Consider the following 19,064-nt stretch of genomic DNA (forward strand, 5'->3'; position numbering starts at 1 on the left):
ATTAAGGTTAACTTATGTCACAATAATTCAATGAATTTTTTTTATTGTGGTAATCTTTTATTGATTTAGTCAGGAGTTAGGGTTAGTTTTAAATTTAACTCGTTTCTCTTGGTGCGCGTTCACGCTTCTCTTCAGTTTTTTGAGCCCAACCATGAAATCTTTCCGGAGCTAGTCAATTTCCTGCTGGATTTAAGGGCGTTGCTGATTCTGGGTATGATTTAGCCCCCCTAGCCCCCCAATTTTGGGGGGAACAAGACTTTCAAAGTCCCCCAAACTTGGGGGATTTAGGGGGCTTTACCAAAACCAGATGATCGCGCATTCATACTTCAATTCAGCAACGCCGATTTAAGAGTTATAACGGATGTGGTAAAAGTAAATCTCCTCGATAATTACCCTCAAAAGGTAAATCTCCTGGATATTGCCCCCAGCTGACTGCTGGGGGTTTTTTTGTAATCGCGTCGCACAGTCATGCGATCGCGGATCATCACTGTGGCAAAACCGCCCCTGAGCAACGCGACTCTCTAGATTAATTCCAAAGGGGATGACCATGCCTAATTTTTGTTTGCCCATCCTCAAGTCATATCTTCTGAGTTTCTTCAGTTTTTTGAGCCCAACCATCACCAATCTTTCCGGATCTAGTCAATTTCCTGGCGGATTTAAGAGTTATAACGGATGTGATCAAAGTAAATCTCCTGGATAATTTACCCCAGCAGTTAGCTGGGGTTTTTTTTTGTAATTGCCTAACACAGTGATGCGATCGCCGATCATCACTGTGCCAAAACCCCCTCGCTTATCAACCTAAGGATACAAGCCCCTGAATTCATTTATGGAAAAAGACTATTTGAATTGGAGCGAAGCGATGTTTCAATGCCTCGAATTAATTCCTGGGGTATTTTTTAATTTTGAATTGATAATTTTGAATTGGAGCGAAGCGAGTGACCATGGGTAATTTTTGTTTGCCAATCGTCAAGTCTGTTATTCTGAGTTTCTTAGGTTTTTTGATACCATCTACCTATCAACCACCCACTTATGGGAATAATTATGAGCTAAGTAGCACACAACCGACTCTCCAATCAATTGACAACAAAAACTATACTCAAGCTCAAATTGATTATTTTTTGGAAATTGCCTTAGGCTCGGAATACGGCTCCTCCAATCCTACTATCAAAAAATGGGACAGGAATGTGAGGATTAAGGTAATCGGCTTGCCAACCCCTGAAGATTGGCAGACTTTGTCAACCGTTATTGATGAAATAAATACGATTACTCAAGGTTCAATTCAAATAAACTTTGATGATAATAATCCCAATCTCAAGATTTATTTTGTTCCCGAATACGAGTTTCGTCGCTATGAGCCTAACTATCGACCGGTCAATTTTGGGTTTGTTCGGACTTGGTGGAATAACCAGGTAATTTATAAGTCAAGAATTATGATTTCTACAACTAGCATTACTCAAAAAGCACGGTCTCACCTAATCCGAGAAGAGCTCACCCAATCTATAGGACTGATGAGGGATTCCTATAAATACAGAAATAGTGTATTTTTCCAAGGGTGGACTGATACGACTGAATATGCGGAGATTGATCAAGCTGTGATAGAAATGTTATATCGACCAGAAATTCGTCCCGGAATGACTAAAGCAGAAGTTATCAATGTTCTGAATAGCCTTAGGTTTGCGAGGTAATCATAGCAGTAGGGTGCGTTATTAACGCACCTTACAGATAGAGTTACTGGGTAGGTTCTGTGCTATAAAGATTCAGATTAGAAGAATTTAGAGGTGGTGTAAGGACCATAGACCCAATTGCCACTGTTCAGCTGTAGCCAATTCCCATTTCTAGCAACCACAGGTTTGAGTACAGATCCACTGCTTACACAGGTAACAGCCTGACCAGTACCAGGACCAGGGAGTGCTTTCAAACACCCACCATTGGGAGTCTTGACTTTGATTCCTGATTCCAAAATCGGACTACCGCCACCGCCTTCACTACTTTCATCAAATAATTTAGAGGTAGTGTAAGGAGCATAAACCCAATTGCCACTGCTCAGCTGCAGCCAATTCCCATTTGTAGCAACCACAGGTTTGAGTGCAGATCCACTGCGGACACAAGCAACAACCTGACCAGTGCCAGGACCAGTGAGTGCTTTCAAACACCCACCATTGGGAGTTTTGACTTTGATTCCTGATTCCAAAATCGGACTACCGCCACCGCCCTCACTACTTTCATCAAATAATTTAGAGGTAGTGTAAGGACCATAAACCCAATTGCCACTGCTCAGCTGCAGCCAATTCCCATTTTTAACAACCACAGGTTTGAGTACAGCTCCATTGCTAACACAGAAGACAGCTGCGGAAGTATCGCTCGGACCTTTGCGTGCAGTCAAACAACCACCACTTGGAGTCTTGACTTTGATCCCTGTTTCCAAAGCCGCAAACACTGGAGCCGTTACACTCAGACTCGCTAACCAGACCGCACATCCTAGTAAACCGAGCCAAGCAGTGTTGGGAATTTTAAACCAGTTGAGGTTGAGTTCTCTTAGATCTAGATCACAATCAATACCTACTGCTTCTTCATAGGATTCATAGGAATGAGTGTAAGCAAGTACTTCCACGTTTTTCTCCTTTTTTAAGTTTTATTAAGTTTTGAGGCAATTATGATCATAATTTCCCCTAAAGTTGAGGGAAAATAGATTGCTTTGCTGTCAGGTGGAAGACCCAAGGGTAATCGGTAATCGGTAATCGGTAATCGGTAACTGACCCAACTATACTTGATGTCATTCTTTTGTTCAGCAACGCCAAATAGATGGCTGGAAAAAGGTTATAAGACAATTTCCTCCCATAGGGGAAAATTTAAGCAAAAAAAAATAATTGCCTGATTAAACGATAACGTTGTGTGAAGCGTTCGCAAAGCGTGGCCAAAGGCCAATCGCATAAGCGCGTTTTTATCTGGGTTGTAAACACACTTCTTGCTGTAAAAGGCATGGATGGAAAAGGCTTGCAGACAATAGGGGAAAGAGCTCCGAAGTTTTATTGGACAAAAAAAAAGACCATATAGGTTTACATCTCATTTAAAAAGGCTATATTGCAATAGACAAAAAACCAACCCTATCCCCAGCCAAATTAAAAAACAATACCTTGTCAGATCTAAGGCTTGGTTAATTTTGCCTGGTGTGATATCGTAGGTAGGTTTTCCTAATAAGGGTTTTTGCTTGACAACACCACTGTAAAAATTAGTCCCCCCCAGCTGAACCTCCAAAATCGCAGCAAAAGCCGATTCACTCCAGCCAGAGTTAGGACTCGGATCAGCAATAGCATCACGGCGACACAGACGCCAGACCTGCTGAGGTTTTCCAGACATCAAGGCTAGGGTAAATACGGTTAATCGACAGGGGATCCAGGTTAGTAAATCTTCAATTTTAGCACTAAACCAACCTAAATGCGTGTAAGGCTCTCGGCGGTAACCGACCATCGAATCTAAAGTACTGGCAGCTTTATAAGCTAAGGCAAGAGGAACACTACCAACCCCAGGAATCAACGCTCCAACAATGGCATAAAACAGAGGGGCTGTGACCCCATCGGTAGTGTTTTCCGCCACCGTTTCTAGGACAGCTCGTAGGATTTCCGACTCACAAAGATTTTCTGTATCACGACCAACATATTGACTTAATCGAGAACGGGCTAGTTCTAATTCTCCGGCAGTTAAAGGCTGTAATACATCCATTGCTGCTGCTCTAAGAGAGCGACCAGCAAAACAACTGGCTAGCAATATCGTTCCTATGCCTATACCCAAAAAGGGATTGAGCCAGATTCCTAGGAAGACAATAAACCATCCAACTACTCCACTCCCAATAATTAGTCCAATACCCAACCCAATTCCTGCTAGGCGTTGTTGCCAAGGCTGCTGCCAGAAGTGAATTGCTAACTTAGTGAAGTGAGAGATTACCCAGCCCATAACCTGCACTGGATGGACCCAACCCCAAGGATCACCGATCAGATAATCCAGACTAGCCGCCAGCAGCAAAATGACACCATTAGTATGGTTATTACCCAGGATTTGAACCACTACTTTCTAATTTTATCGACATTCTCTTCCCAGTTAGCCCCATCGAAAGGGACAAGGGTAAATCGAGATAGAACATCACCGTCAAGACAACGTAGGTTGACAGAAATCCCATTGGGATGAGAACGGGGTCGATAGAAAGGATGAATGCCACAGATTTGGCAGAATGTGTGCTTCGCCGTGTGAGTGTTGAAGGTATAACTAGTCAACACTTGATCTCCCTTAAGTAAGCTAAATTGCTCAGGGGAGACAATCAGGTGTAAGATGCCCTTTTTTTTACACATCGAACAATTGCAATCAATTGCCTCATGCTTTTTTACAATTACCCGGAAGCGGACAGCGCCACAATGACAGCCCCCCTCATAAGTAATCGGTTCGTTACTCTTTTTCATGAACAGAAAAATTGATTCAAACAACGAAACTGGTTTCTTCTCCCATAGCCGCTTGCCAACTACGGGCATCATAATAAAGATCGGCAAGAGTTATAGTGTACAATGCTTCTTTAAGCTTTTGATGCAAACGATGCCAAAGTGTAAATGTAACCCAGTCTTCGGCTTGACCAGCGTCTGGGGTATGGTGGGGTAGTGGTTCGATGGTTTCACCCACTGCTTCTAGGATTTTGCCGAGGGAAATTTGTGTGGGTTCATGGGCTAATTGATAGCCTCCTTGAGCTCCACGAACTGACTTGACTAAGCCAGCACGGCGCATCTCAATCAGTAGTTTTTCTAGATATGGAGCTGGTAGACCTTGCCGTTTAGCGATCGCTCTAACCGATGTCGGTCCATACCCTGGTCTTAGGCTCAGATCTAGTAGTGCCTTAACACTGTAGTGTCCACGAGTGGTGAGCTTCATAATAAAATAGCAATCCAATCGGAAAGTGGACGTGGGAGTTAACGGGACAATTTCTTTGAAAGACTAAAGTCGGAAACGATTTTATGACCTGTTTAAAGATCACGCTCGTTTAATCCACTCAGCTATCAGCATCAAGAGCCGGGGGAACCAAGCAACCCTCTCATCCTGAAGACTATACTTTGAGCGGTATGCTTTTAGCTATGCCTTCAAGCCAGAAGCTTAGATCTTAGACTATCAATGGCTGATAGCTGATAGCCCGTTGGCTGAATGCTAAGCTCAAAGAAACTCGCTTAATACTGTCACCCAATGGAGATAGCCATTGACTTGTGACAGGGATGGAAAGTACAGGTGGCTGGTGAGGAAATTGCCTACAAGAGTAGCCCATACTCTTTTAGCCAATTTTCCCGTGACCCTAGGCAATTTTCCTGTGACCCAGATGATCGGAGTTGTTCACGACCTATTCACAACCTATTGCTGTAGTTGAACGGTAGTTAAAAACTGACTATTAACGAACACAGTTGACACTCTCGGTGTAATATAGTCTCATATACTGATATTAAACTAAGATTTTGTTATCTTAGTTGACAGTCAGTCCAGTAGAAATGCTGGATACCACTTAAGTCCTTAGTATTAGATTCAAGTTGATGGCTAGAAAGAAAAACATGGCTGCTCCGACGCCTCCTCTGAAGGACGAAGCATTGCTTGATAAAGTAAGAGAGCTAGGTAACCTGAGCAAAGAAGAAAAAGCTAGAGCCTGTGGCTACTACACCGTGACAAAAAACGGAGTAGAGCGAGTCAATATGATGAAGTTCCTCAATGCCCTTATTGATGCGGAGGGGATTGAATTAGACAGCAAAGTCAATGGCAATGGTCGTGGCGGACGCAGTGCCAGCTATCGGATTAGTGTGCAGTCTAACGGCAATCTTCTGATTGGCTCGGCTTACACGAAACAAATGGGTTTACAACCAGGGGACCAGTTTGAAATCACCCTGGGACGCAAGCACATTCACCTTAAACAACTTGATGAAACAGAAGAAGAAGCACGTGAGGCATCCTGAGCCGAATAGACAAGGCTTAGAACGCCGTAATCGGTAAATGTGCTGTCGCTCAAAACGTCAGCATTCTCCCGTCAGTTATCAGCATTAGCGCTACTTGAAACGCTGTGCTTGCCAGCCATTCATGATGCCCTCAAGAGAACCAATCCACGAGGCTTTAAACGGTAAGCGTGGTTTGAAAAGGAGCCCATAAGCTTACTCTCTTGATAAACCCAGGCTCCCAAAACATTAGCTGTTTGCAAAGCTGGAAAGTAGCGCGTCAGCTGACTGCTGATAGCTTAATGCAAACCCGATCACTGTCTGTTACGAAAGCGGTGTATCAATTTCCATCCCCATTTATGGAAACTTCCCAATCTAGCTTTTAATCACTCAATTGGGATATTGTTTAAAGAACACCCAGTCAGGGGCATCATCAATTCTTCTGGCTGGCTTCAATTTCCATTGCTCAAGGAGACCAGTATTAAGCAATAAGTTGAACTAGATCAGAAATTGCCAAATCCCATGGTCAGAAGACATCAAAATCAGTAGTGAAAGATAGGTTCCCCAGAATAAAATTACCATAAATTGTCTATCCCGTCGCGCAACCAGCATCCCTGCTATAACCATGGTTAAAGGGACACAAGCGAAGAACAGCCAGGAGCTGAGGTCAAAAGCTTTCCTAATCCCGAAGTGAAGCATCACAGTAATAGTAGCAACACCTAGTAGACTTAACCCAATACTCCAAAAACGGGGATAAGATTTGCTAGAAGGCCAATGCCAAATATCTGTCAGTTGGGCTCCACCAGCAAGGGCTAATGCTGGGTAAACTGGCAACACATACCCAGGCAATTTAGTGGCAATAAGGGAAATGGCGATCAAGTAACCGCCAGCCCATACCAGTACCAATTTAGCCCAGCCCCAATGGCGATTCTGCCAAGCCTGCTGTAACCAGTAGGAAAAGAACAGTAACCAAGGTGCGGAAAATTTTAAGATTTCCCCCAGGTAATACCAAGGGAGGCGATTTTGCCCATCCACTGCTGTCCAGATCGGGCGTAGGGACTCGTAGAGAATGGCTTTAGTTGTAGTAACGGCTCTTTGATCCTGTACCAGTAATGGAACAGTGTACCAAGCAAGAGCAGGACTATAGCCTAGGAGCAATCCCAACCACCAATAAGTAGACGTGAGGAGTCTGGGCGTATCCCATGCTAGAAACAACAGAGCGATCGCTGTGATCAACAATGCCACCAGGATCCCCTTAGTGAGGAAAATCAAGCCTAATCCGATCCCCGCTGCCAGTGACCAGCGTGAGTCCCGACGCGATCGCAACACACACCACATCATCAACACCACAAAGCACAGATTAGCTCCATCCAGGATTGCCATACGCCCATAATGGGCTATTGGTAAGAAAGTTAGGTAAATCAAGCTAGAGAAAATAGCCTTCTGACGGCAGGGGAAGATTTCTGTAGCAAGACCATATACTAGCAGTACCGACAGAACACTGAGGATGGCACCAGGTAAGCGTGTAGTCCACTCGTTGACACCACCAAACTGATAAGCCACCGCAATGAGCCAGGCTAGTAGGGGGGGGTGTTCAATTACGGTTTCACCTTCAAAAGTTGGGTAAAGCCACTGCCCAAATTCCCCCTTTGCTGAAAGTAGTTGAGTAGCCAGATGACTTATGCTTTGCTCTACCCCTTGCAACGAGCCACTGCCCAAATTGATGCTAAACAACAATAGTGCTGCCAGGAATAACCCTAACAGCGACAATCTCTCAATCCAGCGTTGAGTTCTACGTATCCGGTTTCCCGAGCCACCCCAAGTAAACGTTTTATGATCCATAAATTTACCTTTACCTTTACCTTTACCAATAATTCATAATTAAAGCTAGAAGTTTAACAAAAAACCATGAACGAAGCTAATTTTACCGTTCCCCACCAGACCACGAGCCATCATCCAATTTTTCGGTTCTACTTGGGGGATTATCCCAATGCTGCTAGCCATCTTATCTAATCTACTAACCCCGTTGTCTGGTGTTCTTAACCACAGCAGTATACTTTTTACCTTTAACCTTTCAATTATGTCGGAAAACTAATCGTCTCTAACTAATCGTCTCGCGCGAGCGTGAACAGGCAATTCTGTTGAAGCTGTTTACCGTCAGTGATAGAATGTCCGTTGTTGAAGTGACGGTGCTAAACTATCCAGCATAAATTAAAACTTAACTTTTTTTGAAATTACCAATCAACGTAGAAAAACCTTTGACCTATGAGTATGACTTATGAGTAGTGTGAGCTATGGGTCGAATTAATGATTAGATTGCTGACCAATGGCAAAGTCTGACAATTATACACAAGATAAACACAATATAAACAAAACTAATTAGACAAGTAGGAGCATGACATGGTAACAGACACTCTCAAACCTCCCCATGACTATTTACAGTGGCGTGGGTCTTATCTCCGGGAGGAACTGTTGCTCAGCAATCGTTTAAGTAAGGCACAACAGCAAACAGCTTTGCTTATAGTCTTGAGTAATTCAAACTTGAGTTTTTCGAATCGAGTGTAAGCAAAGTTAAAAAATCTTCTCCAGAATCCTTACCTGTTCACTGTTCCGAAGTTCCGAAGTTGCCTACTTATGTAATAAGTCCTATGAAAGTGATACACTACCAGGACACAAAGGGCATGCTTAAGATAGGCTATAGACGGTTTTATTACTGTGACCTATAGCTCTGTCATTGACCATCGACTGCTACGAGCAATGTTCTAGAACTTACCTCAAGTTCAGATTCACTGCTAACCGATCACTTGTTGACCAAGCCAGCCCATGGAGTTGAACACAGAATAATGAGGAATTTCTACCTAAGTTGATCACTTGCGACACTTACGCATATGGAAAGCTCATTTGAACTAACCCTACAGATGGTTATCGCCATCTTTGCTGGGATCAGTGCCCAGGTAATGGGTGAGTATTTAAAAATTCCCAGCATTGTCTTTTTGCTGATGTTTGGCACTCTACTCGGACCAGATGGCTTCGGTCTTTTGCACCCACAGAAGCTAGGGGTTGGTCTAGAGGTAATTGTTGCCCTCTCAGTGGCAGTTATTCTGTTTGAAGGAGGGCTCAACCTAGATCTGCGGGATCTGGGCAAAGTGTCTGGTAGTCTGAGAAATCTCGTTACCATAGGAACACTGATTACTCTGTTAGGAGGTGGCATGGCGGCTCACTGGCTAGGGGAGTTTCCTTGGCCGATTGCTTTTCTCTATGCCTCTCTAGTGGTGGTCACCGGACCAACGGTGATTAGCCCTCTGCTAAAACAGGTGAAAGTGGATCGACGTGTAGAAACCCTCCTAGAAGGGGAAGGGGTTCTCATTGATCCAGTCGGGGCAATTCTGGCAGTGGTTGTCCTGGACACAATTTTAAATAGTGATGGTGGTGCAAATGCAGCATTTGTCGGTCTAGGTCTTCGTTTAAGCATCGGTGCTGTTATTGGGGGCTTAGGGGGCTGGTTAATGGGGTTTCTTCTCAAGCAAGCACGCTTCATCTCAGAAGAACTCAAAAACTTGGTGGTACTGGCTGGCATGTGGGGTTTGTTTGGCTTGGCTCAGATGGTTCGCTCTGAATCCGGTTTGATGGCAACTGTAGTGGCTGGAGTAGTTATGGGAGCCTCTGACCTGCCTGAAGAGCGCTTGTTGCGACGCTTCAAGGGACAATTAACTGTCCTTGGGGTTTCCATGTTATTCGTACTGCTATCGGCTGACCTGTCAATCGCCAGTGTGTTTGCCCTAGGCTGGGGCAGTATCTTTACCGTCTTGGTATTGATGTTGGTGGTGCGCCCCATCAGTGTGGTGGTTTGTACTTGGAATAGTGATCTCAATTGGCGGCAAAAATTATTTGTGTCGTGGATTGGTCCTAAGGGAATTGTCAGTGCTTCTGTGGCTTCCTTGTTTGCCATTCTCCTAACGGAACGGGGGGTTAATGGTGGTGACTCGATTAAAGCCTTGGTATTCCTGACAATTATGTTGACGGTAGTTTTACAGGGTTTGACCGCTCGCTGGGTCGCCAAATGGCTAAAACTTAACCCAGAGGAGGAGGCAACTGGTGCTGTAATCATCGGTTGTAATCCGATGAGCCGTCTGATTGCTCGTTTGTTTCAAGAGCGAGGAGAGTCGGTTGTGCTGATTGATACAGACCCAGAAGCCTGCCAAAAAGCAAGGGACGAAAATCTGCGAGTTTTCCAAAGCAGTGGTTTGGATGTGGATGTTCTAGAAGAAGCTGGCATCGAATCGGTGGGAACTTTCCTAGCAATGACCAAGAATGGTGAGATTAACTTGGTATTGGCTCAACGAGCAGCGGAGGAGTTTAATCCACCGCGAGTCTTAGCAGTGTTTCCTCGTGACCCCCAAGTCAATAGCAACAACAATAAAACCAAGGTTAATCAGGCCTTCATTGCACAACTACCGATCAAAACTTGGATCCAGTACATTAATGATGGGCAAATCAAGTTGGGCAAAACCACTCTCAAGGAAGCTGGATTTGGTTTTCAGCGAGCTCATCTCAACGCCTTAATTCGCTCTGGAGAACTGGTACCTTTGCTACTGGAGAGGGAAAAGAGTTTTCAAGTGGCGAGTGGGAATGAAGATTGGCAACCGGGGGATAATATTATTTACTTGCTCCATGACCCTAGACCAAAACTTCTGAAGCGTTTATCCGGTGGGACTTCTTCGTCTCGTCTGGCCCTCGAAAAGCTACCCAAAGTGGAGGAATTGCCAATTGCTACAGGGGCATCGAATACAACAGTAGATGAAAGTAGTGTGAATTAGCTGTATAGCAAAGGGAACAGGGAACAGGGAACAGGGAACAGAGAACAGGGACTAGGCAATATGGCATCAAAAATTATCACAATTCCTACACGGATACCTGTTGCACCTAGAAACCAAATAATGCTATTAGATGATAATGGCATTATTTGGTTGATAATCCAATAAAATTCACAAAATATGTGATCAGGTTATCCAATCATGTGAAATCCTTACATTTAGGCAACTGTGCAATAGCATGATCAGCAATTGCACAGTTTGACATTGACTTTCATTAAGGTGAATTTTGAAGACTTTTTGGTAAAATTCACGAAGCATTTCTATTTTAGGGTTGTCCACTAGACAACTCTATTCTTTTTTGGGTTCGTTTGCTCAAATCCTTATCCTATCTACTTTTCACTCTTATTGTCACCCCCTGAGCAGGTGCGGAAACAAGTGACCCAAACAGCCCCTCAGCCCTTCTCCGGGACCCCAAGTCCCCTTCTGTTAACCGTTCACTTTAATTTTTTCCGACTACTTAAATTAAGAAAATCAGAACATTTATCAAGCTATATATAATTTACATCTATCTTGGGTAGTATAGCAGAAGTCAGAAGTCAGAAGTCAGAAGTCAGAAGTCAAACTCTTGCGCTTATTTAGGTTTGAGACTTTTGTCATGTCCGCGCCTGCCCTGGCGACTGCTATATATAGCGTTGGTCATAGGAGGTAAAAAGAGCAGAAAGCAGATGCTAATTTCCTGATTTGCTTGTGTAAGTGCAAAACTAATTCAGCTTTAATAACCAGAGCCTATATCTGAATTTATAAACTCAATATTATATTAAAAATAGGGGTTTTATATAAGAGTATTATTCATTATTTTTGAGCTGAATAAATGCAAGATTATACTCTCAAAAAAGATATTTAATACCATAGTAAATATCACAGATAACGAGATATAAAATTATCAAATGACCCAAAACAATAATTATCGGGAAGAGCAAGAGCAGCTAAATCAGCTTATGAGTAAAGATAATCGCTATAAAGTTGTAAAATTATTGGGTGGAGGAAACTTTGGGAAAACTTGGGAAGTAGATGACCAAGGTAAGCGAAAAGTATTAAAAGTTCTGCACCGCGAAAGTCCCAAGGCTATAGAGTTATTTAAACGGGAAGCGGAGGTACTCCAAAAGCTAAATCATCCAGGAATTCCTAAAGTCGAGCCAGATGGCTACTTTATTCTCAGGCAAGAAGGTGGGAATCAGGATTTGCACTGCTTAGTGATGGAAAAAATTGAGGGGTTGGATTTAGAGAAGTGGCTAAAAAAGAATGGCTATCAACCCATCACACAAGAGCAAGCGATCGCATGGTTGAAACAACTGGCAGAAATCTTAGCTCTAGTGCATGAGCAGAACTGGTTTCACCGGGATATTAAACCGGCTAACATCATGCTCAGACCTAATGGTCAGTTAGCTTTGATTGACTTTGGTGCAGTTAGGGAGGTGACGGATACCTTTGTTGAAAAGCATCAACAAGGCAATGTTACGAACATTGGGTCACCAGCTTACGCGCCGCCGGAACAATTTGAAGGTAGAGTCGAGTATAGGTCTGATTTTTTTGCCCTAGGGCGTAGCTTTGTCTATTTACTGACAGGCAAACTTGATAACAATTGGCACAATTGGCGAGACAGCGCGACTCAAATATCTGACCCACTGGCAGATTTAATTAATGATCTAATGGCTCCCTCACCAGAGCGGAGACCTGAGAATGCCCAAGATATTTTACAGCGCCTAGAAATAATTGATATCGAGTCTTCCGTTCTTTCAATTCTGTCAGAACTGGGTCAACCAGCAAGATTGATTGCAGAGCCGATTCTTAGAAATCAAATTCGCAAGTGGGCAAAGCAGATCCGGATTCCTAAAATTGCCCTCTACGGTAGAACAGGAGCGGGTAAATCATCTTTGGTCAATGCCATGCTGGGAAAGCAGGTTGCTAAGGTTAGGGTAGATAAACCGGAAACCCTAGACCCTGAATCTTACCTATGCCAGCGCAATGGACGGAAATTAGAAATTGTAGATTCCCGTGGTGTAGGGGAAAAGTCCAAGGACGATCCAGCATTCCAGTCAGCCATTGACTACATTGTTGAAAAGAGAGTAGATATCCTTTTATTTGTTATTCCAGCCAAAGAGCGAGGGTATGTCGCTCAGGATGTGGAATTTCTAACCACGCTGCGCCAACAGCACCACCAAGCCCATAATACAGAACTGCCGATTATCTTGGTGATCAACCAGATAGACCTGGTTGAGCCTGCCCGCGAGTGGAATCCACCTTATGACCTGAGTTTAGAATCTAGGGCTAATTCCAGAAAGCCTAGTAATGCCAAAGAGCAGAAAGAAATTAATATTATCAAGTGCATTAAAGCAAGACTCGATGACTATCACCAACTTACTGATAGTTATGTTCCTGTTTCTGCCTGTTGGCAGGAGTACGAAGACACAAGGTATAACATCGAGCAACTAGAACTAGAAATATATAAAAATATCTCTGACGATGCTGCTAAATACGGCTTTGGGGGAGCAACTGCGGGCATCCCACTCAAGAGGATCATAGCCAATAAATTTAAGTTGAGCGCAGCCTGGTTTACATGGAGTGCGAGATTTGTTCCCTTTGTAACAAAATTTATACAAAATTTGCTGGTCAGGATGATTGCGAATATTGCTATTCCTGGCCAATACCAAAGTATTACGGTCCAAACATTCCTGGAGCAGTTGGGTGTTAAAGGAACTCAAATCAATTTCAATACTGTGGCGATGACTTTAGCAATTGGTGAAGCAGCGATTAGCTATTTTATTGAGAATCACTCTATAGAAGAAGCTAGACAAGCTTTTGTACAGGAAGAGAAAAGTCGGCAAACAGAACTAAGAGATGCAGAGCCGGAAGATGTGATGGAAATTCTGCGAAACATTGACAGGGAAATTAGCGAGCGTTACGGAATACCGCCTTTATATAAAGACGACAGTGATATTACCTAAGCCTATGGGCTACGGGAACAGCGAACAGCGGTCAGCTGACAATAAACCGCTTTTGAAAAAATTGAATAGTTCGAGATTTTATCGAATGATTTTTCCCCTCTTACCTCTTCTTCACTGCTCCCTGCTCCCTGCTCCCTAAAAAAATGTACCTCACATACTTGAAAACAGCTATAGCTGAATACTTACCTAAATAGTGTTTATTTTTCGCTAGTATATTGAACCCAAAGATGCTGACTATAAAAAATTTAAAAATCCCAAAAAAATTGCGGTTGCCAAGTTGGAAATTCTGCTTGCCGTTAATAGCCACAATTTTACTAATGTGGGCTGAAGCTGCCCTTCACCAAACTACTGATAGCGATCCAGGTGAGCAATTAGACACCATCAATACTATCTGGGTGTTACTTGCCGCTTTTCTGGTGTTTTTTATGAATGCTGGTTTTGGCATGTTGGAAGCTGGCTTTTGCCGTTATAAGAATGCTGCTAATATCTTGACCAAAAATTTGTTAGTATTTGCTATTGCTACACTAGCATTCTGGGTCTTGGGGTTTGCCTTGATGATGGGCGATTCTTTCTTAGATGTTATCGGAGGGCTAAAAGGACTATTTTTGTTGAATGAACAGGGATTCTCTGAATATAAGACAAAAATAACGATTCCTCTCAAAGCAGCATTTTTTTTTCAATTAGTTTTTGCTGGAACCGCCGCGACGATTGTATCTGGAGCGGTTGCGGAGAGAATTAAGTTAAAAGCATTTTTATGGTTTAGCTTTTTCCTAGTCGCTCTTTCTTATCCCATCACTGGACACTGGGTTTGGGCACCTAACGGTTGGCTCAAACAGCTCGGTTTCGTGGATTTTGCTGGTTCAACCGTAGTTCATGCAGTTGGTGGTATGGCAGCTCTAGTGGGTGCTTGGCTCTTGGGACCACGTAAATACCTACGAAAGGAGGACGATAAAATGGTTTCCCGCTATAAAGACGATGGTATTAGGGTAGCTATACGTCCCCATAATCTCAGCATGGCTACTCTAGGTTGCTTTATCCTTTGGCTGGGCTGGTTTGGCTTCAATGGAGGTTCACTGCTAAAAGCTGACGCTGAACAAATAAGTCACATTCTGCTAACAACCAACATTGCTGCAGCAACTGCTGGTCTGACAGCGGCTTTTACAACCTCAAAGCTAAAGTACTTTAAGAACAAACCAGAACTGTCTATGATCATCAATGGAGTCTTAGGAGGTTTGGTTAGTATTACCGCATCTAGTGCCTATGTAGAACTATCGGCTGCTGCTTTCATTGGTATGGTAGCTGGATGGTTAGTTGTTTTCTTAGTTGGCTACTTTAACAAGTTGAAAATTGACGACCCAGTGGGTGCAATATCAGTTCACTTAGGTTGTGGCATCTGGGGAACACTGGCAGTGGGCTTGTTTAGTAACAAGGATAGATTGTGTACGGATAATGACATAAAAATAAAAACATTTATAGGAATTTGTGGTACAAACTTTAATGGGATTCCATTCCAATTAGTAGCTCAATTGATTGGTATCGTTGCTGTTCTAGGGTTCACCTTTGCTTTTAGTTGGGTCACTTGGTCAACACTTAAAGCGCGAATAGGCATTAGAGTTTCGGACGAGGATGAGCTCAAGGGTTTAGATCGGCAACTGCATGGTGTAGATGCTTACCACGGTTTTGAAAAAAAAGAAAAGATTAGTGGATAAATAAGTGTGGTAACCCGCAATTATGGCTCTTCGTTACCTGTTATGCTTAACTTTTAAATTCAATTGCCTAAAACTATTACTGTGTATAGCTTTTAAATTGTAATAGTTTAGTTTTTCGGCTAAATAGCATCTCAATGTCTAAAAGTATTGCTTAGAAATACTTTTAGACATTGTTTTTGGTAAATTAGCATAATAATTCCGGAAAAACTGCCATTATCTACCAAATAATCCCTGGTCATCGTCGTCATCGTTATCTTCGTTATCAGTTATTGTTTCTCCATTATTACTAGAGGATTTACCATTGATATAAGTCTGAAGATTTGCCAAAATTAGCGCGATTTCACCCTTTAAAAGCCCTCGGTTTGTATTGGTACTGGCTTTGACTAACAAGAAAATGCTCGGAGCACATACTAATAGCATGATATAGCCGTCTTCGGTTTCAACATAAATCTCTTTAGTGTTGTTCCAGTTCAATCGCTTACAAATGCGTTGGCTGAAGTCATGCGTTATCCCAGCTATGATATTAGGCTTGTTCTCGTACCAATCTCCGATGGGAGGTTTGGTGATCAGCTCCCCGTCTTCGTAAACAAGGACAACTCCTTGAATGCCAGTTGCCTTGTTAGTGAATTCTGTTAGAGTGTCTTTGATTTTTTGAAGATCCATACTTACCTGTTACCTTCCTGAATTATCTATGTATATGGTGGATTAGTCTACAATTTAACAAATTTCATTTATTATATATTTATCTATCGGTAAAAAATGGGCAATAATTCAGAAACTAACTGTTCGGATTTCGTCTAAAAATTTAGCCCTTTAGTCACTTAATCAAGGAAGGTTTAGTAAAATTGTCTTGACTAGAGTCCTGGTGGTTGCCAAGAAATTACGTGGTTTTAAACTCTGATTTTTGTAAGATATAAATCAGGCCATTGATTGGTATGAATGCACCCTTCTTTGTTAGTGCCAAAACCTGATTCTTTGTTTCTATTAACTTTTCTGAGGGTGGGATGATTAGTCCGGACAGAAAACGTTAAAGTACAGAATTTGGTCAAGCATTGGGGTTAACCCAAACTTGACCGATTTTTTTTGATTGCTATCAAGACTTCCTGAAATGTGAGAACCCCGTGGCTTTAGCCCGGGGTCAGAAGTTACCGCAAGAATAAGGCAGCCTTTATGGTTGATCGGTTACTCGTCCCAGGGTTAAAACTTTGAGGCGCGACCCATGGCGAATTTAATTCGCCTAGGTCAAGCGCGCCTCCATGATTAAGGCTGCCTTATTCTAAGGTGTCGTCTCCGGGATGAAACACAGAGACTGGAAATATCGGCGTCGTGTCTTCAATCTGGCTTCTGACCCAACGCTCTATAAATTCCCCAACGCTTGTTCCTGACTCTTTAGCTGAAAGTTGCAACCATTTCCACGCGGTATCTGTAAGCATGATGCCGTGTGTCTTTTTTAGTTCATTATAATGAACGGGAACCCCTCTCAATATTAATTGAGATTTAATCTTATTTTTGCTTGATATTGTTAGAATTTTCGAGTATACTAAAGCTATGGTGACAAAAGAGATCGAGGTTATCAAATGCATAAGACAATACCAGTAAAAGCTAACTTTTCAGACGAAGAAAAAGTTTTCTGGAAATTTCAATGTAGACAAGCCAATAGTTTGTTTAATTGCGCCATCTATTACGCAAAACAGAAACATTATCAATGGTTAGAAGAACAAGAAGCTTATACTACTTACTGGCGTGGCGATGAATTAAGAACTGGATGGAAAACGTATAAGTGCGGTACTAAATATCCTGAGTTGGATAAAGCATTGAAAATGAGTCCGCACTACAAAGGAATGGCGGCTCAGTCTGCTCAACAGACTTTAAAAACTGTAGGGGAAGCAATCACTAGTTACAATCAACTTGTTGGACTCTATTACAAAGGTCAAGTAGATAGACCTAGGCTCCCTAGGTATAGAAAGAAAGGTGGTTTGGCTGCTGTTACTTTTCCACGACAGGCTTTAACTTACAAAGAAGGATTGTTTTACCCTTCGGTTAGTAAAGAAAGCAAACCTGAATTGCTGACTAAAATTGCCTTATATCCGCCGGATTTTATAGACTCAGATTGGGTTAAAGAGGTAACCATTAGACCTTACTACGGGCAACTTTGGATTGACTGGGTCATTGAGGACGGAAAAGAGCAAGTCAAAGAAAATCCAACTTTAGATTATTCCCAAGCCATGGGTATAGACCATGGTGGAGATAACTGGTTAACCTGCGTTTCGACCTTGGGGAAAAGCTTTATTATTGACGGTCGAAAGCTAAAGTCTATGAATCAAGGGTATTGTCGCCTAGTAGCTAAGTACAAACAGGGAAAACCTCACTTTTACTGGGATTCAAACCTTGAACGGGTTCAGAGAAGACGCAACAACCAGATGAGAGATGCCATTAATAAGACGGCTCGATTTATCATTAATCGCTGTCTCGCTGATGGTATAGGAAACATAGTAATAGGTTGGAATGAAGGACAAAAGCAGCGTTCCAATATGGGGAGAAGTGGCAACCAGAAATTTGTGGCAATTCCTACAAAAAGATTAATTGAAAGACTTAAACAACTTTGCCTTGAATATGGGGTAAAATTAACAATTACTGAGGAAGCTTATACAAGTAAGGCATCTTTCTTGGATGGAGATTCATTGCCAAAAATAGGTGAAAAACCCAAAAGCTGGATCCCATCAGGTAAACGGGTTAGACGTGGCCTTTATAAGACATCAAAAGGAAACCTAATAAATGCGGATTGTAATGGTGCCGCCAATATTATTAGGAAAGTAACCACACAGCTAGGAATCAACCTAGCCAAGGTGGGTAGAGGGATTTTGACAGTCCCACATCGGTATGACATTTTCAACTCCATGAATAAATCATACCGAAGAAGGAGTGGAGCAGGATGGGTTCACCCTCCTGCGTAACATCCTTTGAGAATCCCCCGTGCTTTAGCCGGGGGAGATGTCAAATATCTGAGGCTGATCCAGAATAATTCTGGTCACTGTTGAGGGGCTAGAAATGCGATGCTCCAAAAGAGCCGCTACGCGATGCTCCAAAAGAGCCGCTACGCGAACGCAAAAAATCCCCACCAGATTCTGGTAATCTCATAACCATAGATTACAACTGCTCCGTCTACTATAGCGCTGCATCGCTGTTCCCTGTTCCCTGTTCCCTACTCCCTATTCCCTACTCCCTAGATACACCAGGGGGAAGGCGCAGAAGAAGGGAATCTGGCGATCGCCTAATCCTACGCTACCCTGGGAATTTCGCAGAGGTACTAGGGCGTGTTTTCTTGCCTCGGAGATCCCCCTAAATCCCCCTTAAAAAAGGGGGACTTTGAGTATGGCTCCCCCCTTTTTTAAGGTAGGGCTGTTTCATTCTGGCCAAAAATAGATGGGGAGATGGGGAGATGGGGAGATGGGGAGAATTTTGGACGAATAGTCGTGATTTTGGCCAAATTTATCTAACCATACTCAAAAGCCGAATCACGAATTGTTAGTCATTTGAGTTGATTGAAGCCGGCTAATTAGTCAGATTTTAATGACTAAATTTGGGGATTTT

The 19,064-nt window shown here is 42.8% G+C and carries 17 protein-coding genes; 7 read left to right on the forward strand and 10 right to left on the reverse strand.

Going from position 1 to position 19,064, the window contains the following annotated elements; translation table 11 throughout:
• Window positions 1-345: 345 nt before the first annotated feature.
• Window positions 346-621 carry a hypothetical protein gene (locus F6K51_RS30020; RefSeq protein ID WP_293027264.1) on the reverse strand — a complete coding sequence of 92 codons (276 nt, stop codon included), beginning with the start codon at window positions 619-621 and terminating at the stop codon, window positions 346-348.
• Between the two features lie 320 nt (window positions 622-941).
• Between F6K51_RS30020 and F6K51_RS30025 the strand changes: the two genes are divergently transcribed.
• Window positions 942-1,685, forward strand: a complete 744-nt coding sequence (locus F6K51_RS30025) for a DUF2927 domain-containing protein (protein ID WP_293027267.1) — start codon at window positions 942-944, stop codon at window positions 1,683-1,685.
• A gap of 77 nt (window positions 1,686-1,762) precedes the next feature.
• Here F6K51_RS30025 and F6K51_RS30030 read toward each other — a convergent pair whose 3' ends face one another.
• From F6K51_RS30030 to F6K51_RS30045, 4 genes are all read right to left on the reverse strand, one after another.
• Window positions 1,763-2,611 (reverse strand): hypothetical protein, encoded by an 849-nt coding sequence (locus tag F6K51_RS30030; protein ID WP_293027271.1) that lies wholly within the window; start codon window positions 2,609-2,611, stop codon window positions 1,763-1,765.
• 452 nt (window positions 2,612-3,063) lie between these two features.
• Window positions 3,064-4,062: an adenosylcobinamide-phosphate synthase CbiB gene (cbiB, locus tag F6K51_RS30035; RefSeq protein WP_293027276.1), complete on the reverse strand. Its 999-nt coding sequence runs from the start codon at window positions 4,060-4,062 to the stop codon at window positions 3,064-3,066.
• Window positions 4,062-4,343 carry a GFA family protein gene (locus tag F6K51_RS30040; protein WP_364304791.1) on the reverse strand — a complete coding sequence of 94 codons (282 nt, stop codon included), beginning with the start codon at window positions 4,341-4,343 and terminating at the stop codon, window positions 4,062-4,064. Before F6K51_RS30040 ends, cbiB begins: the two co-directional genes overlap by 1 nt.
• A 124-nt stretch (window positions 4,344-4,467) precedes the next feature.
• The gene (locus tag F6K51_RS30045) at window positions 4,468-4,911 is read right to left on the reverse strand and encodes an Rrf2 family transcriptional regulator (protein WP_008184397.1); all 444 of its coding nucleotides are present in this window, start codon (window positions 4,909-4,911) and stop codon (window positions 4,468-4,470) included.
• Window positions 4,912-5,555: 644 nt separating this feature from the next.
• Here F6K51_RS30045 and F6K51_RS30050 point away from each other — a divergent pair.
• The gene (locus F6K51_RS30050) at window positions 5,556-5,969 is read left to right on the forward strand and encodes an AbrB family transcriptional regulator (RefSeq protein ID WP_293027311.1); all 414 of its coding nucleotides are present in this window, start codon (window positions 5,556-5,558) and stop codon (window positions 5,967-5,969) included.
• A 474-nt stretch (window positions 5,970-6,443) separates the two neighbouring features.
• Here the strand turns inward: F6K51_RS30050 and F6K51_RS30055 are convergent, their stop codons facing one another.
• Window positions 6,444-7,787, reverse strand: a complete 1,344-nt coding sequence (locus F6K51_RS30055) for a glycosyltransferase family 39 protein (protein ID WP_293027282.1) — start codon at window positions 7,785-7,787, stop codon at window positions 6,444-6,446.
• A 558-nt stretch (window positions 7,788-8,345) separates the two neighbouring features.
• Here F6K51_RS30055 and F6K51_RS30060 point away from each other — a divergent pair.
• Together F6K51_RS30060 and F6K51_RS30065 are read left to right on the forward strand one after the other, a co-directional pair.
• Entirely contained in the window at window positions 8,346-8,510 is a 165-nt protein-coding gene (locus F6K51_RS30060) for a hypothetical protein (RefSeq protein WP_293027285.1), read from the forward strand.
• Between the two features lie 323 nt (window positions 8,511-8,833).
• Window positions 8,834-10,762, forward strand: coding sequence for a cation:proton antiporter (locus tag F6K51_RS30065; RefSeq protein WP_293027288.1), 1,929 nt, complete (start codon window positions 8,834-8,836; stop codon window positions 10,760-10,762).
• On the opposite strand, the gene F6K51_RS30070 is transcribed toward F6K51_RS30065, so the two are convergent.
• Window positions 10,759-10,905 carry a hypothetical protein gene (locus F6K51_RS30070; RefSeq protein ID WP_293027291.1) on the reverse strand — a complete coding sequence of 49 codons (147 nt, stop codon included), beginning with the start codon at window positions 10,903-10,905 and terminating at the stop codon, window positions 10,759-10,761. The two genes, F6K51_RS30065 and F6K51_RS30070, sit on opposite strands and share 4 nt — an antisense overlap.
• 801 nt (window positions 10,906-11,706) lie before the next feature.
• Between F6K51_RS30070 and F6K51_RS30075 the strand changes: the two genes are divergently transcribed.
• Together F6K51_RS30075 and F6K51_RS30080 are read left to right on the forward strand one after the other, a co-directional pair.
• The gene (locus F6K51_RS30075; protein WP_293027295.1) at window positions 11,707-13,764 is read left to right on the forward strand and encodes a serine/threonine-protein kinase; all 2,058 of its coding nucleotides are present in this window, start codon (window positions 11,707-11,709) and stop codon (window positions 13,762-13,764) included.
• 317 nt (window positions 13,765-14,081) lie between these two features.
• Entirely contained in the window at window positions 14,082-15,473 is a 1,392-nt protein-coding gene (locus tag F6K51_RS30080; RefSeq protein ID WP_293027298.1) for an ammonium transporter, read from the forward strand.
• A gap of 213 nt (window positions 15,474-15,686) precedes the next feature.
• Here the strand turns inward: F6K51_RS30080 and F6K51_RS30085 are convergent, their stop codons facing one another.
• Together F6K51_RS30085 and F6K51_RS30090 are read right to left on the reverse strand one after the other, a co-directional pair.
• A complete protein-coding gene (locus F6K51_RS30085) occupies window positions 15,687-16,136 on the reverse strand; it encodes a roadblock/LC7 domain-containing protein (protein ID WP_293027301.1) in 450 nt (149 codons plus the stop codon).
• A gap of 608 nt (window positions 16,137-16,744) precedes the next feature.
• Window positions 16,745-16,906: a hypothetical protein gene (locus tag F6K51_RS30090; protein WP_293027304.1), complete on the reverse strand. Its 162-nt coding sequence runs from the start codon at window positions 16,904-16,906 to the stop codon at window positions 16,745-16,747.
• A gap of 144 nt (window positions 16,907-17,050) precedes the next feature.
• On the opposite strand from F6K51_RS30090, the gene F6K51_RS30095 reads away from it, so the two are divergent.
• Window positions 17,051-18,427 carry a transposase gene (locus F6K51_RS30095; RefSeq protein ID WP_293027306.1) on the forward strand — a complete coding sequence of 459 codons (1,377 nt, stop codon included), beginning with the start codon at window positions 17,051-17,053 and terminating at the stop codon, window positions 18,425-18,427.
• A 24-nt stretch (window positions 18,428-18,451) separates the two neighbouring features.
• On the opposite strand, the gene F6K51_RS30100 is transcribed toward F6K51_RS30095, so the two are convergent.
• A complete protein-coding gene (locus F6K51_RS30100) occupies window positions 18,452-18,592 on the reverse strand; it encodes a hypothetical protein (protein ID WP_293027308.1) in 141 nt (46 codons plus the stop codon).
• Between the last annotated feature and the right edge of the window lie 472 nt (window positions 18,593-19,064).

Origin of the sequence: Moorena sp. SIO3I8 (genome assembly GCF_010692325.1) — a bacterium.
Lineage (GTDB): Bacteria > Cyanobacteriota > Cyanobacteriia > Cyanobacteriales > Coleofasciculaceae > Moorena.